General features: G+C 37.1%; 11 protein-coding genes and 1 pseudogene. All 12 read right to left on the bottom strand.

What is annotated here, in order from left to right; all coding sequences use genetic code 11:
- Positions 1-435: 435 nt before the first annotated feature.
- The 12 genes and pseudogenes from C511_RS0110425 to tnpC all read right to left on the bottom strand — a co-directional run bounded on the left by C511_RS0110425 (position 436) and on the right by tnpC (position 14,423).
- Positions 436-1,254 (bottom strand): hypothetical protein, encoded by an 819-nt coding sequence (locus C511_RS0110425; RefSeq protein WP_024997182.1) that lies wholly within the window; start codon positions 1,252-1,254, stop codon positions 436-438.
- Between the two features lie 20 nt (positions 1,255-1,274).
- Positions 1,275-2,039, bottom strand: coding sequence for a metallophosphoesterase (locus tag C511_RS0110420; protein ID WP_024997183.1), 765 nt, complete (start codon positions 2,037-2,039; stop codon positions 1,275-1,277).
- Positions 2,040-2,070: 31 nt separating this feature from the next.
- Positions 2,071-3,099 carry a Fic family protein gene (locus C511_RS16660; RefSeq protein ID WP_024997184.1) on the bottom strand — a complete coding sequence of 343 codons (1,029 nt, stop codon included), beginning with the start codon at positions 3,097-3,099 and terminating at the stop codon, positions 2,071-2,073.
- Positions 3,100-3,143: 44 nt separating this feature from the next.
- Positions 3,144-4,958, bottom strand: coding sequence for a GmrSD restriction endonuclease domain-containing protein (locus tag C511_RS0110410; RefSeq protein ID WP_024997185.1), 1,815 nt, complete (start codon positions 4,956-4,958; stop codon positions 3,144-3,146).
- Between the two features lie 15 nt (positions 4,959-4,973).
- Complete coding sequence (locus tag C511_RS0110405; protein ID WP_024997186.1) at positions 4,974-5,888, bottom strand: HAD family hydrolase; 915 nt, start codon at positions 5,886-5,888, stop codon at positions 4,974-4,976.
- 1 nt (position 5,889) lies between these two features.
- The gene (locus C511_RS0110400; RefSeq protein ID WP_024997187.1) at positions 5,890-7,155 is read right to left on the bottom strand and encodes a GIY-YIG nuclease family protein; all 1,266 of its coding nucleotides are present in this window, start codon (positions 7,153-7,155) and stop codon (positions 5,890-5,892) included.
- Positions 7,156-7,158: 3 nt separating this feature from the next.
- Positions 7,159-7,428, bottom strand: a complete 270-nt coding sequence (locus tag C511_RS0110395) for a hypothetical protein (RefSeq protein WP_024997188.1) — start codon at positions 7,426-7,428, stop codon at positions 7,159-7,161.
- Positions 7,429-7,450: 22 nt separating this feature from the next.
- Complete coding sequence (locus C511_RS0110390; RefSeq protein ID WP_024997189.1) at positions 7,451-9,430, bottom strand: DEAD/DEAH box helicase; 1,980 nt, start codon at positions 9,428-9,430, stop codon at positions 7,451-7,453.
- 3 nt (positions 9,431-9,433) lie between these two features.
- Positions 9,434-12,100 (bottom strand): class I SAM-dependent DNA methyltransferase, encoded by a 2,667-nt coding sequence (locus C511_RS0110385; protein ID WP_027318114.1) that lies wholly within the window; start codon positions 12,098-12,100, stop codon positions 9,434-9,436.
- Positions 12,101-12,106: 6 nt separating this feature from the next.
- Positions 12,107-12,313 (bottom strand): helix-turn-helix domain-containing protein, encoded by a 207-nt coding sequence (locus C511_RS0110380; RefSeq protein ID WP_034782202.1) that lies wholly within the window; start codon positions 12,311-12,313, stop codon positions 12,107-12,109.
- Positions 12,314-12,431: 118 nt separating this feature from the next.
- Positions 12,432-12,920 (bottom strand): hypothetical protein, encoded by a 489-nt coding sequence (locus C511_RS0110375; protein WP_024997191.1) that lies wholly within the window; start codon positions 12,918-12,920, stop codon positions 12,432-12,434.
- 118 nt (positions 12,921-13,038) lie between these two features.
- Positions 13,039-14,423: pseudogene (tnpC, locus tag C511_RS16655) on the bottom strand (IS66 family transposase).
- Positions 14,424-14,449 lie beyond the last annotated feature (26 nt).

Below are 14,449 nucleotides of genomic sequence, written 5' to 3'. Positions count from 1 at the left end.
AAAATGTAATATTTACATCTTAGTTCATTTTTTTACTGCATTAAAAATCAAGAAATTAACAATCCAGGATTATATTTGCATTTTTCAACTTAGAAGCTTGTAACTATCTGTATTACAGATGCTTACAAGCTTTATTTCCCGATGCAGCATATTTACACTATTGACTCTTAGCGTTTTACTCTTTTAAACGGTACAAACCTTGTTTTTACAATTACATTGAAAGTACCGGGAAATTCAATCTATTGGTTTTCAGTTGTTTCGGTATACGTGTTGTACCGCGTTTTTTCAGCCCTTTTGCGAAAGTCTCAAATCAATTTTAGAGGATTGATTTGGTGAGTGTTACCGCATTGGGGTTACAAATGGTTTGCAGAGGCAAAGATAGAACTTATTATTGAATACGACACTATTCATTTGTAAGATTAGTTTCTCTGATAATTACTTTAGTCGGACTACTTTTCCCAAAGCACTGTCTTTGATTTGAGCTTTGGGAGCATATTTGTCAATTAAGGCTTGTGTTATTATTTTCTCAGCTTCAGAAGCGGATGGACTGAGTGTAATTTCTATTTTTTCTAAAACCTCATCTTTAAGTTGCATATCATAGTATGTAAAAGGTAAAGATTTGTTTCCTAATAGGCTTTGCATAACTATGCTGGAGACTTCTGGATTTACCCCCTCTAACATAGGGTTGCAGGGAAGCACATAGAGCACAAATCTTGTTTCATTCTGAAACCCCCAACGTTTATTTTTATAAGAACCAAAAGGCTTCATTTGCATATTCATATCTCCTCTACCATCTTTAATATTAGTAATCTGAATACAATCTTTGGTGTATTGAAAAACATCATCTACATATTCTACGTGTCGATAAAACAAGTCATTATTGTAATCTAACATAGGGAAAACCCAAAAATCTGGATGAGTTAGGCTTTGTGGAGGAATTTTTGTTATAAGAAAGCCTTGTGATTTTAGACCTCCAAAATCTAAATTAGATACGAAATATTCTTGAAACATTTCTTTCTCTACTGAAATTCGAATACCTCCAAAATCACCACCATACATTTTCCAAAGGGGAATACTTTCTTCGGAAATCTCGGTCCAGCATGAAACAAATACATATTTGCAAAAACGAACTCCTAATGACTCAGCATTACCCTCTTCAAGGTCATCTACTTTATCAAGGCGATTAAATCTAATAGTCCTATTCTTTAGAATCATTGCTAATGATTCTAAATTTGTATAGTGATGTATTTTCATGTTTATATTCTTTTGATTTTTTATAACTCAATAAATCGACTTGTACTGAATCCCTCTATTTGCTCTCCATTGAGCAAATACCCCAACTGATTGGATATAATTTTAGTGACACCTATTTCGGTATTAATATTTTCGTGAGAGTGTCCGTATATCCAATAATCAATTTGACTATTGGCAATGAAGTTTCCCAACTCTGTAACATAGGCATTATTCATGCTATCATTTATTCGCTCTTCGGCAACAACTTGAAGAGTAGGTAGGTGATGGGTTACGACAACAATGTGTTTAGCGGTACTTTCGAGGACACTTTGCTTGATAAAGGCAAGGCATTTTTTATGTTCTACATTAAAATCCTCTATGCGTAAACGATGCTTATCATATAATATCTGGCAAAAATCGTTCATTCCTCTGAATAGACTAACCTCGTTTTCTTCACGAATGTGTGACCACAAAGTTGAGAGAATAATATCAACATCACCAATACGTACCACCTTGTTATAGTAGTATCCCACGTTGTCGAGAAACATATATTGCCAAGAGTCTCCACGAGAAGTTACATCACCATTGTTATAAAATTCGTGGTTACCCGGCACCAATATCACTTGTTGATAGTTCTGAGAAGCCCATCGCCAAAACTTAATATTTGGCATAGTCCTGTCTTTGAGGTAGAAAGTATCTCCAGCTAATATCAAAATATCTCCTGTTATCTCAAACGGGATACTCTGAATATAAGCGAGGTTCTCTTTGAACTCCAAATGTAGGTCGGATGCAAGCTGTATGCGCATAGGGTATTTATTTGCTAATTTCTACAGATATTTATGGCTCATTCAACTCCCAATGCCCCGATTTATTAGAACCAACACGTTTAATTAAACCTTTCTCCTTTAGTGTTGCCATAATACGTTCACCCTGCCGTAAGGAAACCGAGAGCGATTCTGCTACTTCTTTTGCAGTTATCCGATTATTAATTCGAATAAGTTCTAATGTACACTGCTCGTTTATACCGACATTTATACCGACATTTATACCGACATCGATACGAGGTTCTAAACCAGTATCCTCTATTGATGCCTGATAATTACGAATTGTCTCCTCCAAGTTACGAATATGTTCATCAAACATAAAGTTACGAAACAACTCAATATCATCATTTTCACGGGTGGCAATACGGGCTTCAATATATTCCGCTTTACGGTCTTTGTTGATATTGGTGGGGATGAGCCCAAATTCAAACTGCAACTGATTCATCAGCAAACGAGACATTCGGCCGTTGCCGTCAGCCCAAGGGTGGATAGTTACCAAATGAAAGTGAGCATCGAAGCTCAATTTGTAGCATTCGATAATCTCTCTTTTTGATAGAGACTTTCGTCTTTGGTTTATGTTTTCGCAAAGCTCTGCTAGCTTAGTAGGTACTTTTGAGTAATTCATATAAGAACGCCCTCCGGTACCAGCCGTAACATTTAGTAAACGTAGATCTCCATTTGCAGACGAAAATTCTCCTAAAGCAGTTTGATAGATTGTTCCTGTATTCTTTAAAACCACAGAGGATAGCTTCTTAAGCATCTCGACGGTAATATCACTATGGCTCTTTGCAAAGGCAATTGATTGTTCGTATGCAGCTTTCAGGTCTAAGTTCATTAACTGTTCAGTCATTGAACGACCTTTTGCGCTGATACCCTCGTCGAATAAAAGTTGGTTTTCTATTTCGGTGACGGTAGAACCCTCAATAGCTGTTGAATGGGTAATAATAGAGTATAGATAGAACTTGTTATAGTCTATCTGCTGATCTATACCCAACTCTTTGAACTGAGCTAAAAGAGATAATATTTTCTGTTCTTTAGTCATGAATCATTATTGTTGTATTATATATGAACTGCATATAGCCTTCTTTATAAATTATAATAGTATTCTTTAATCTTATGCGCCATTAATTTACGCCGTTTATTTAAAAAAATGTCGTAATCAGTATTCCACATCTCTACTATATTTTCCGGGATGCAATTTTGTTTCAAATTCTTATGAAGTACATCTAAGTCCGTAATATTGCCATATATGAGTTGTTTGGTCTCACATTGTTCGAATGCTTTGCTGAAATAAATGTAGGGTGCATCATCAGATACCGCTTTATTAACTTGTGTATCAAGATAGGTGTAGTTTGCAATTTGATTGTATTTCGATTTATCCGTCCAGCCATTTCTGATTAAATACTTTTTAGGGAAAATGTGATGAACATCCCCAATGACGGTAATCAAATCACTAACTTTACCTCCATTTGTAAATAGAGCATTATCTCCATTATAAATTTGTGCTGCTAGATACGTATTAAAATATGGGCTGTTGATAGCAGATGTTTCTAGGTTTTGAACTAATCCTACACTCCAAAAGGTCTCAGATAAATTGGCGGCTTCAACTTCCTCGAAGTATGCTACAAACCCTCTTTCTTTAATTCTGCGAATATCTGTATCCATAACACTCTCAGGGGAGGTGATATATCTGCTGGTTAAAGTTGTCATGACATACCATTTAGCAACGTAATGCTTAATTTTTGAATTGTCAATATTAGGATCAGCATGGAGTAAGAGATAAAGCGTATAAGCGAAGTCGAGTGTCATTTGTGAGTTTATCAATTTATTACTGATAAATCCGGCTGACTTAATTGTTAATACAAAGTTTGAAAAGGCATACTCGTTCATAAAATCCATAACCCCTTCTGTAAGCTTTTGAAATGAAACTTCTGCAATATCTTCTTTATATTCACGTGTTTCAAAATCGCGTCCTCCTAACAAACTTACTAAGTCCTTCATTTTGGCACGATTGAACTTATACATGAAGGCTATTCGAAGAATATCATTATAATCAGGATCAAATATATCTTCACGATCATCTTTTAGCCACTTTAATTTGTTAGCAAATGGAGTCGCGATAAATTCTACATCTTTACACATATCTCCATACCAATCCGGTTGGATAGCTAAATGCGAGAAATAATCGATAGCTTTTCTTAGTACATTACCGCCATAGTTCGTATTGGCTGCAATCTTTGACATGGCAAAGTCTGCTTGGTTCAGTTTTGCCCCTTGGCTGTTGATGCGAATGAAAATCTCTGTAACTTCGTCAATTGTGAGCTCTCTGTTTAACGTAATTACACCTATTTGACGGTTCTTGATATCCATCAACTGCATGAGAATTTTATTCAATTCGCTTCCTCTAATCTCAGTATTTACAGTACAATATTCATTTACGAACTGCCATAGATCAAAAGTCGGTTTAAAAACTTCTGCAATATCTGCAATCCAGCGTTTATCTCTCAAAATGGCATTATCTTGTACTTTGAATATTTCTTCCTCATTTTCAGGATTAGCCAAAGGATTAAATGCTATTTTTATTCTTTTTTTCTCGAAGTTGGCATTGATAACTTCCATTCCCATAATGGCAGTCATCAGTGCAGTTACACGTTGTTGTCCATCTATCATTATCTTTTTTCCTTCGGAAAGAGTGCCGTCTTTCAACTTCATATTGGGACTTTGAGAGATAATAAAGTATCCGGTTGGATAACCTGTGTATAGTGAGTCAATCAAATCACGTACCTGTCTGGGTTTCCAGACAAAAGGACGTTGAATTTCTGGAATAGCGATTTCACCGGACTTAATGAAGTTCAGGATTTGTTCTAATGCTATATTGGATGCATTATATTTTTCAGCCATAATTGATAAAGTTTGCTATATTAAGTGTTTGGGGGTGTTGAAATTCCCAGAATGTTTACTTTTCTCTGTTTGTTTAATACGCTCTGCAAATTCAAGTATCTTATTACAAATCCACATAGAAGCGGTTGTTTTATCATTATAGTTAGCTTCTGCAAACATATCAATACGTCCTTCTATTCTCAACTGTTCCACTTGTTTGAATGCTTTTTCATTACCGTGAGGGTATATAGCAAAAGTTGCGCCTCCTCTTCCTTTTACAACAGAAAAAGCAGGAACATCACTAGGACCATCCGCTATATAAATCATATTCTTAAAGCTTATTCTTCTTTGCTCTTCAGACAAATTGCTATTTACATTTACATCTTGATTTTTATTGATACCCTTATTGATTTCAAAGATGGCTCTAGTTTTAGTAGAATTATCAATTGTAAATCCTATTTCACTGATGATAGAACAACCTTCTTGATTCGGATCAGGTGCTTCTATTAGCTCGCACCCCCAAATATCTTCAATATGCTCCATAACGGAAGAACCTCGTATAACTTGAGCAAATCCAGTACTAACAATATAGTGCTCCACTTTAATATTATACTCTTTGCAGGCTGGATCATTTGCTAGTAGTTCTTTACTGGTTCTAAATATATCAGGGATACCGGGATAGAATTTTAACTTGCTTCCAAATTCCTTTAACTTATCATTATTCAATCCTGCAAATTTGCCTTCTTTAGCATATTTAATGAACTGATTCAGGTAAATTGTATCTGGATTAACCTTTACATCCTGCTCTTTCAAATATCGTTCAGGTAATTTGTTTACTTCTTCCCAAAAATTCTTAGGATCTATATTATACTCTTCAAAGATAGGATCTTGCATATAGCCATCTACTAGCGTTTTATCAAAATCCCAAATGACTGCTATTATATTTTGCATATTATTTATGTAAATTAGATTTGATATCAACTTCCAAAACCTTTCCCAGCAGGTACTCCACCTGTCTAGAATCCGGATTATATTGAGTATCTATAACTTCGACCAACATTCTGTCTCCGCCGCCGGCTGTATTTCGAACAAATAGACGTAATGCATCAAATTTGCGCAAATATCTAGTGCCTGTATCTTGTTCTACCCATGTGTATTTGCCTATTTGGCTTTGCTTCATATCTCTGTATTCAACCGTTTTTTCACCTTTTAGGATTAAATCAAAATAAATTTGTTTGATTCGCAGTGTTAGGATAGACCAGCCAGTTGTATCTACTTTATCACTTGCTGTTCTCTTTTCTTTTTCAACCTTTTCGAGTACTTGCATGGTTGGATTATATCTATAATCAACAACGGAACCATCAATAATCATTTCTACCACTCGTTCAATAATCCCTAATGGCACAACAAACCATTCTTGAGGGATAGACTCGTTCCCCGCTATATCTCTAACCTTAACTTTGAATTGTACGGATTTAAAAAACTGATGGATAATGTTTTCGAATACGTTTGTCTTCATATTAAAGGTTTTCCATACCGAAACTATTTTCACTTGGTCCATTAGGTAAGTCGGCTCATATTCACAATTCTTTATCCGTTCTTCAACTCTTGTTGTTGAGAAACCTATTTTATATAAGTCTTTTTGCCCTTGTATTTGTGGATCAGTAGATAAAGAAGATAGTACATATATGTATCCATCCGCAATATCAGAACTTTCTATATTATTAAAACGAACTTCTAAAGCAACTTCATCTGTTTCTGTACTCTCTGTAATAATGAACCCGTCTATTTGTATGCTTTTTCCTAAAGTTCTGAATTTTATATCAGATTCTGTTCCGTTTTCATATATAAGGCGTGTCCGTCCATCGAGGTGTCCGCCGGTTCTGTTCTCTTTCCTCATCTCTATCAGCTTATCCAAATAAACCACTACCCCGTTTAATACATAATAATATCCGGCTTGAATAGCAGATTCACCTGTATATCTTTTCAACATTCGTTTGCCTTCACGTAGATCTTTATGGACTTGCTTAAATCCGGATTCATAATCAGCAAAGTTTTCACAAACAACTCGTTGAGCTACATAATCAGCTTCTTTACGTTCTTTCTTTGCCTTTAGAACTTCCGGAAGAGTAAAAAGGGCTTTCTCCTCATCAGTAATCTCTAATATAGGGTCTTTAAATAGTTCCTCCAGTTCTTTATTGATGTCATCTATTTCCATAAGCTACTCTATATTTAACAGGTTGAATTCATCATAGTTTTTTAATGAAGATACAGAAGGATGATTCAGTATAGCCTCCAGACTTCGACAAAGTTTTTTCTCTTCAAGATTTCCTCCGGGTAGGGGGCGATGTCCTGTTCGCTTTATATACTCATTAATGCACAAAAGTTTCTCGGCCAAACGGTCATCTGCTGTCAGTGGCTTAGAAGCAGGTTTAACATCTGCTAAAAGGGGATCGTTAAATAATTCTTCAAGCTCTTTAGGATATTCCATGGGACACTTTTCTATTTATGAATTAATTACTCTTTGGATCGTATTCCAATCCCATTTCTTTTCTGATTTTCTGATTCTTAATCTTTAGATAGGCTTGTGCCAGCCTTTGTACTTTCAGATTAGGATGATTTATATCAGGAAGTTGCCCATTGTTGGCAACGATATATTGCTTCAATGGACCTTTGAAGAGAAAAATAGCTTCTTCAAGGCTCATGTCGTATTTTTGTTCGGCAATCGTATCTTGGATCACTTTCAGCATTCCAGCATTCACCTGTTTCGACAGAATTTCATAGGCCCTTTGAAAAGGATTGATTGTGTCAATAATATTGATAGACAGTTTATCGATGTTGATAAATTTATTGGTAAGTCGCAAAAGACGTTGTCCGTCCGGCTGTACTTCTACATTATTTCCTTTTACTATAGTATCCAGTATCGTGCGTTGGCGAACTTCTTCCACTTCGTCTGTGGTTAAATCGGGATATTTCTCCTTGATGATTTTAGGGATAAGTACTTTGTTGATCGTTTCTGCGTAGGTATCAGATGCCATAGCTTTTACAATCATATCATCTTGTAGGATGGTCGCTTTCAAGTCATCTAATTGTTCAGCAACGATTATTTTTGTTTTTTCCGAAGATAACGGTTTCAATCCTTCTACAATCAGTGTACGTTTATCACCATCGCCGCCTTCTGCTCCTTCTTTTACCTCTTTGGCTGTTTTAAACTTCCACGATGGCGCCATTACTTGTTCCATCAGAAGTGAAGCCGTTATTGCTTTCAATAAATCATTGACAGCTACGGTTACATCATCTTGTTTAGCATTAGGCATTGCTATCAGATTTGTAAATTGGGCAGTCTCTTTTCCTTCGCAGTCACGGGTACATCTGCCTATGATCTGCACAATTTCTGTCAATGATCCTCGAACTCCAATTGTAAGGCAGTGTTCACACCATTTCCAGTCGAATCCTTCCTTTGCTGTTCCAAGTGCTATGATAATATCTACATCTTCTTTCTTTTTTATGTTACGGAGATAACGTTGAAGTGTTTCACGTTCAGAAGCCGTTTCCTCTACAAGGTTTGCTATTTTTAATTCTCTGCCATCTGGAGTAACAACATATTTAATCGTGGTGTTATAGTCAGTATATCTAACAGTACCAATCTTTTGCATGATTTCATCCACTTCTGTATGCTTGCCTAGTCCGGTAGCTGCACGCGAATTGACCGAAGGTATGTGAATTATAGTTTTCTTGGTAGTATCGAGCACTTCTGATACGGCATCCAAATAGTTGCCTTGATAGAATTTATATCCAATAACCAGATTCTTTAGATATTGATAGCCATTTAGCTGCTGATAGTAGTTATAGGTTACCGGGTGAAATCTAGCTTCATCTTCTGCACGTAGCACTGGAACTCCATCTCCTCGAAAATACGATCCCGTCATGGCTAGTATATGAGCATTAGTATTGGCCATGAGTCGGCGCACGATGTCTCCCAATCCGCTGTCAGCATCTGCTGAAGTATGGTGGAATTCATCAATACCAATCAATGTATCATTGAAACATTCGTCGTCCAAATCCTTGAAAGCATAACGTAGTGTAGAGTGCGTACACACAAGAGTTTTGGCCGCTTTGTCTTGTAGAAACTCTTTGAACCGTCCCACTTTATTGCTTTCATCGTCTCCGCCACATAAATTATAATAAGGTGCAACAGTCCAATCCGCAAAGAACCCAAACTCTTTTAAATTTGTATTTTTAAAGGAACCGCCAATGGTTTTTTCGGGTACTGATACAATAGCCTTTTGAATGCCTTGATATTGCATTTTATAGAGTGCAACAAACATCATAGCTCGACTTTTGCCGGATGCGGGTGGTGCTTTGATAAGTAAGTATTGCTTGTCTTTACATTCATATACTTTGGCTTGCATCTCACGCATACCTAGTTTATTGGTATTGGTGGATCGTCCGGTTTGTTCGTATGTAATGTCTACTATATTTTCGGCTTTCATAATCTATTTTTCTTTTTTAGTCATTTTCTCATATAACTTGAACAGGCACTCCAATCGCTCTTCATCATTCTCGAATGGTTTGTCTTGATAGCAACTCTCTACAATCAAGTCTAAAGCATGATGTGCTTGGCGAAGATTATCTGGCATTTTATCTGGATCATAAAGATCTGCTAATGTTTTATCAGGATAGTCTTCGCGGCATAAAAGAACTTCTTCGGCAGCAGATTCGATTTGCTTTTTCTTCTCTTCGGAGATTTTAGGGAAAGGAAAAGTGTTGTAGCAAAGTTGAGCAGAATAGCGATATCGGGTTTCCAGTCTTCCTCCAACGATTTTAACCCAAGCCATGTGTATCTTACTGGTGAGAATACCGAAAAGCCACATGGGAGCATCGTAGACAGCAAAAGCAGAATCTGCGACAACTGTTCCTTTGGATAAGAAACCCATGGGTATATAATCCCTATTTTCAGAGGAATGCCGGGGTATAATAATGCAATCAGCATCTTTATATCTACATTCTGCAAATTGAAAAGCTCTTTCTGCATCTTTTCTTGTAGCTTCTTTTTTGCTATTGAGTCGCATGAGTTTAACTTTCTCTATACGTTCCTTAATAGGGAATATAGCATAAGCATCTGAATATTGATTTTCTTCAATCCAAAAACAATATCTATGTTTCCCATTTATAAAATCATCTGAACCAACAAATGGTTTTATATAAATAGCTGCATTAGGGTAGTCTGCTGAGAAGTCTTTTAGTTCTTGTTGGTTTAATAATAAATTTCCCCCATCTGTAGGTTTACTTCCATAATCCATTGTTGGTACTAAATATATAGATTTACTTCTTTTTAAAACGATTGTTTGTTTCTCGGAAGGAATGAGATATGGCGTAATATTGTTTACAAGAAAATATTTTTCATCGGAAGATAGTATGCATTTTGAGTCTCGATTGTTAGACATTAAGCCAATAATTACACAAGTTACACCAGCATTATGTTTTGCATTATTATTCCATTTAAAACTTCTATGGGCAAAGTATATTTTTATATTTAAAGAAAATATAGGATTCCAAAGTAAATATACTTGCTCTCCTTGACACACCGAATTAGTTGAAACGAAAGCGCATTTAGATTGTGAACCTTGTATATACATGCTCCCTAAAAGAAACCAACAAGAAATATAATCGAGATTTTTCCAACCATCAAAGCAGGAAAAAACCAATTCCATATCTTTTTTGTGTTCTTCTTCTTGTAGAGAACTTCCCAAATACGGTGGATTCCCAAATACAAACACCTCTTCCTCTTCCGTATGCGGACAAACCTCATTCCAATCCACTCGGCAAGCATTCCCTTGAACAATATTCCCATTTGTGCGCAAAGGAAGTGCTGGAATCTGCACATTTGTAAATTCACATGTGAACATACAGTTCATCTGATGCTCTGCCAGCCAGAGAGAAAGCATGGCCACTTCGTGAGCAAAGTCGTCAATCTCTATTCCATAAAATTGATTTAACTGAATGTTGACAAAGGGGATTTCGTATTGCCCTTTTAGGGATGATATTTGTTTCCAGATTAAGATTTCAAGTTTACGCAGCTCTTTATAAGCAATGATTAAGAAATTACCGCTTCCGCAGGCAGGGTCAAAGAATTTCATCTTAGAAATACGGACTAGTAGTTGGCGCAAACCTTTTACACTTACTTTAATCCTCGTAAACTCCTCGTAAAGATTGTCAAGAAACAACGGCTGGATAACTTTCATAATGTTTGGTACACTTGTATAGTGCATTCCCAACGAACCTCGTTGACTGGGAGAGACTACAGCCTGAATCATAGAACCGAAAATATCCGGATTAATATCTTTCCAGTTCAGCCCACCGCATTCAAGGATCAGCTTTCGGGCTCTATATCCCATCTTAGGAATAGATATTTGTTTATGAAATAATCCTCCATTGACATAAGGAAATTGGGTGATAACAGAAGGAACTCCTACTCTCAAATCCTTATCCATTATATTGAAACAAGCACTCAAATATTCAGAAAGATCGGAGCCGTCTTCTTGGGTATAGCGACTGATGGAAGCAGTAAACAGATTCTCTTCGAATATTCCGGTATCTTCAGCAAAGAAGCAGAAAAGCAAGCGGGTCATAAAGATATTCAGATCGTGTAAATCGTCGCCTGATGAGAATTCATTGTATCGGCGAATTTCATCATGAAGCTTGGCCATTTTCTCGGCAGCTTTTACATCGGCTGGATTCTCGTCAACACCTCGGTAACGTTCTACTCCTGCCAATGGGTAAAAGAATTGAAAGTCCAGCCATAGAGATTTTAGTTTATTGTCGTACGACTCTTCTTCCTTAGGACCATAAGCTTGAATAGAGTTTCCATCGGAGGTAATCAATAAGCGTGGTTTTGCACGTAGCACAACAGGATCGTCTTTCATCATCTCCAGTTCAGAAAGAAGAGCTTCTGTCGACACTTGACGGTATGCAAGCAAACCTTTAATCAATAGACCGTTGAAGCCGGAAATAATGCCTTTACCATCTTTGTATCTTTTGATATATGTATCTGTAGTACCAAAGGCTCTTAATAAGATGTAAGGTATTTCTTCTATAGGAAAAGATTCTTTGAACACTGTGAGTCTTTTTTCTATATCTTGATAACTGATTGTCGTTGCCATATTATATTATTCATTAGATGACTTGTCAGGCTCTGCTAACAAGTCTTTGGGGTTTACATTTAATAATTCTGCTATCTGAAATAATACCTCCAAGCTGGGTTGGCGGCGGTTGCAGACGTAGGCGTTGGTTTGGCTGAAACTTTTGCCGATCTTCTCTGCGAGCCACGTTTGCTTGATTCCTTTCTCTTCCAGGACTTCTTTTATTCGATTCATATCAATTAAATATTGATGTTTTCTTTTATTTGGCTATAAAGATATGAAATATACCGCTATATAATAGCGAAAAGATGAAGAAGTTTTATTTTCTCCATCTTTTCAACTCATTGACTACCTACTTCTTTTGTTTAATTTTATCTGCTTCTTGTCGCAGTTGTTCGGCTTGTGCCTCTTTGAGTCGGGCTTGCTCTAATTCTTTGGCTCGCTCCTCAACTTGTTGCTCATATTCCTCAACCATCTTTCGCAAGGAGCGTTGCTTTTGCTTGTCGGGTTCATACTCAAAGATAGTTTCAAGCTTCAACAGGTTTTTAGGGGTGATTTCTCCAAATGCCTTGATGTAACGGAACTTAATATCATTATCATTCAAACGGCTGTTTGCTGAGAATTGATAGATGTTGCAACTCATAGAACAGAGTAGTGCTACGCAAAGCGAGACCAATGCAATGACTACCTTTGACGATTTTAACTCTATGGAATGAAGATGCTTCTGAACGGGTAGGGGATTATGTTGCTGTTTTTCTAGTTTCTGCTGAAATTCATGTAATTGTTCTTGTTGTTTCTGGAATCCTTCTTTGATAAGTATATTAGTTTCAGTGTAAGCCATCGGCTAACTGCGTATAGTGAATCAAAATAAAACCTTGGGATATCATATTTTTATCTCAAGGTTTTCAATGATGTAATGGATATTGATGATTTCGCAATTCTCTTGGATTTCGTGGATTTCAAAGCAATCCTTTCATTTTCAACTTATCGGGGAGTAAGTCGGCTATATCCATAGTGTAGTCTTCATCGTAATCATGCACATGGTCTAAGAAGTAAATCATCCATGTGCGGAAGTCTACGCCGGCAGCTTTGCAACACCCCATGAAACTATAAATGATAGCCGTGCTTTCTGCGGTATCATCATTCTGACAGAATAAATAATTTTTCCTACCCACTGCTACGGGTCTCACTGCATTTTCTATGCCATTATTATCTATATTATATGCACCGTCCAAATGGTAGCGTGATAATTTGTTAAAGCGCTTATAGGTGTACATAATCGCCTTTTCGATGGGACTTCCTTTAATAACTTTTGCGTGTTCTGCAACCAACCATTTTTCAAATCGTACCAGAATTGGGTAAGCCAAACGTGTTCTTAATTTAGCTGTATCTTCAAACGAAAGAGCCTGATCTTTAATCTGCCGCTCTACCTCATAGAGTAACTGGATTTGCTCTAAGGCTTTTTCGGCCCGTTCCTTATCATTCTTAATTGCATCAGAGAATTTTCTTCGTGCATGTGCCCAGCAAGATAAGAGGATAACTCCTTTCTTGCCATCCAATAATTCGTATGGCTCATAACCATCTGTTTGAAGAGCACCTTGATATCCACAGAAGAGCTTAAGCACCACCTCACCACTTCTAGAACCTTTGTCCCAGTAGAAATACTGTCGTCCGGACATAGGATCTCGCACAAGCCAGATGTATCCTTTTACTGTCTTGTGTTTATCATTCCGCACAACTGGGAGTGTGGTTTCGTCACACTGTAAATAATTGGTTTTCTTCATCAACTCCCATAATCGGAAGTGCAAGGGCATCAGTAAGTCGCTTACTTGCTGGAACCACCCTAGGATAGTAGGCTCCGGGATTTTTATGCCTAAACGCTCAAACTGTTTATGTTGCCGATAAAAGGGAATATGGTCAACATACTTATCTACCATGAGGTCAGCAAGCAAGGATGATGAGGCATAACTCTTTGCAATTGGTTTAATTGGGCAGCCGCTTCCTTTTCGCCGGGTAATAGGCCAACACCCTCAAACAGTTCCAACTGTCGCGCCTGAGGATCAGGATTGATGTAACGCTCTGCTTTTCCTCCATATAGTTGACGCTTGAGATAGTCCACTTGTTTTTCCAACTGAGCAATGCGAACATCCTTCTTCTGGAGTAACGCTTCTTTCTTATTGATTAGGGTGTCCTTTGCCGCTAATTGCTCATTATGAACCTGCTGTACTCCTTCAGGAGCTATGTTTTGAGCTGTACGTAGCCGGCTGTTCTCTCGAAACAGTCGATCACGATCAGCCATTAATTGGCGTATAAGTTCATCTTTATCAATAGTGTTCTCGGGCATAATCCGTTTGTTTTAGCGATATAAAG

Source organism: Bacteroides graminisolvens DSM 19988 = JCM 15093 (assembly GCF_000428125.1).
Lineage (GTDB): Bacteria > Bacteroidota > Bacteroidia > Bacteroidales > Bacteroidaceae > Bacteroides > Bacteroides graminisolvens.
This window is presented reverse-complemented; position numbering and strand designations above follow the sequence as displayed.

Coding starts and splice junctions, on each gene's coding strand:
- C511_RS16660 (WP_024997184.1), bottom strand. CDS start 3,099: ATGACTAAAGAACAGAAAATATTATCTCTTTTAGCTCAGTTCAAAGAG.
- C511_RS0110390 (WP_024997189.1), bottom strand. CDS start 9,430: ATGAAAGCCGAAAATATAGTAGACATTACATACGAACAAACCGGACGA.
- C511_RS0110380 (WP_034782202.1), bottom strand. CDS start 12,313: ATGAATCGAATAAAAGAAGTCCTGGAAGAGAAAGGAATCAAGCAAACG.
- C511_RS0110420 (WP_024997183.1), bottom strand. CDS start 2,039: ATGCGCATACAGCTTGCATCCGACCTACATTTGGAGTTCAAAGAGAAC.
- C511_RS0110375 (WP_024997191.1), bottom strand. CDS start 12,920: ATGGCTTACACTGAAACTAATATACTTATCAAAGAAGGATTCCAGAAA.
- C511_RS0110410 (WP_024997185.1), bottom strand. CDS start 4,958: ATGGCTGAAAAATATAATGCATCCAATATAGCATTAGAACAAATCCTG.
- C511_RS0110385 (WP_027318114.1), bottom strand. CDS start 12,100: ATGGCAACGACAATCAGTTATCAAGATATAGAAAAAAGACTCACAGTG.
- C511_RS0110425 (WP_024997182.1), bottom strand. CDS start 1,254: ATGAAAATACATCACTATACAAATTTAGAATCATTAGCAATGATTCTA.
- C511_RS0110400 (WP_024997187.1), bottom strand. CDS start 7,155: ATGGAAATAGATGACATCAATAAAGAACTGGAGGAACTATTTAAAGAC.
- C511_RS0110405 (WP_024997186.1), bottom strand. CDS start 5,888: ATGCAAAATATAATAGCAGTCATTTGGGATTTTGATAAAACGCTAGTA.
- C511_RS0110395 (WP_024997188.1), bottom strand. CDS start 7,428: ATGGAATATCCTAAAGAGCTTGAAGAATTATTTAACGATCCCCTTTTA.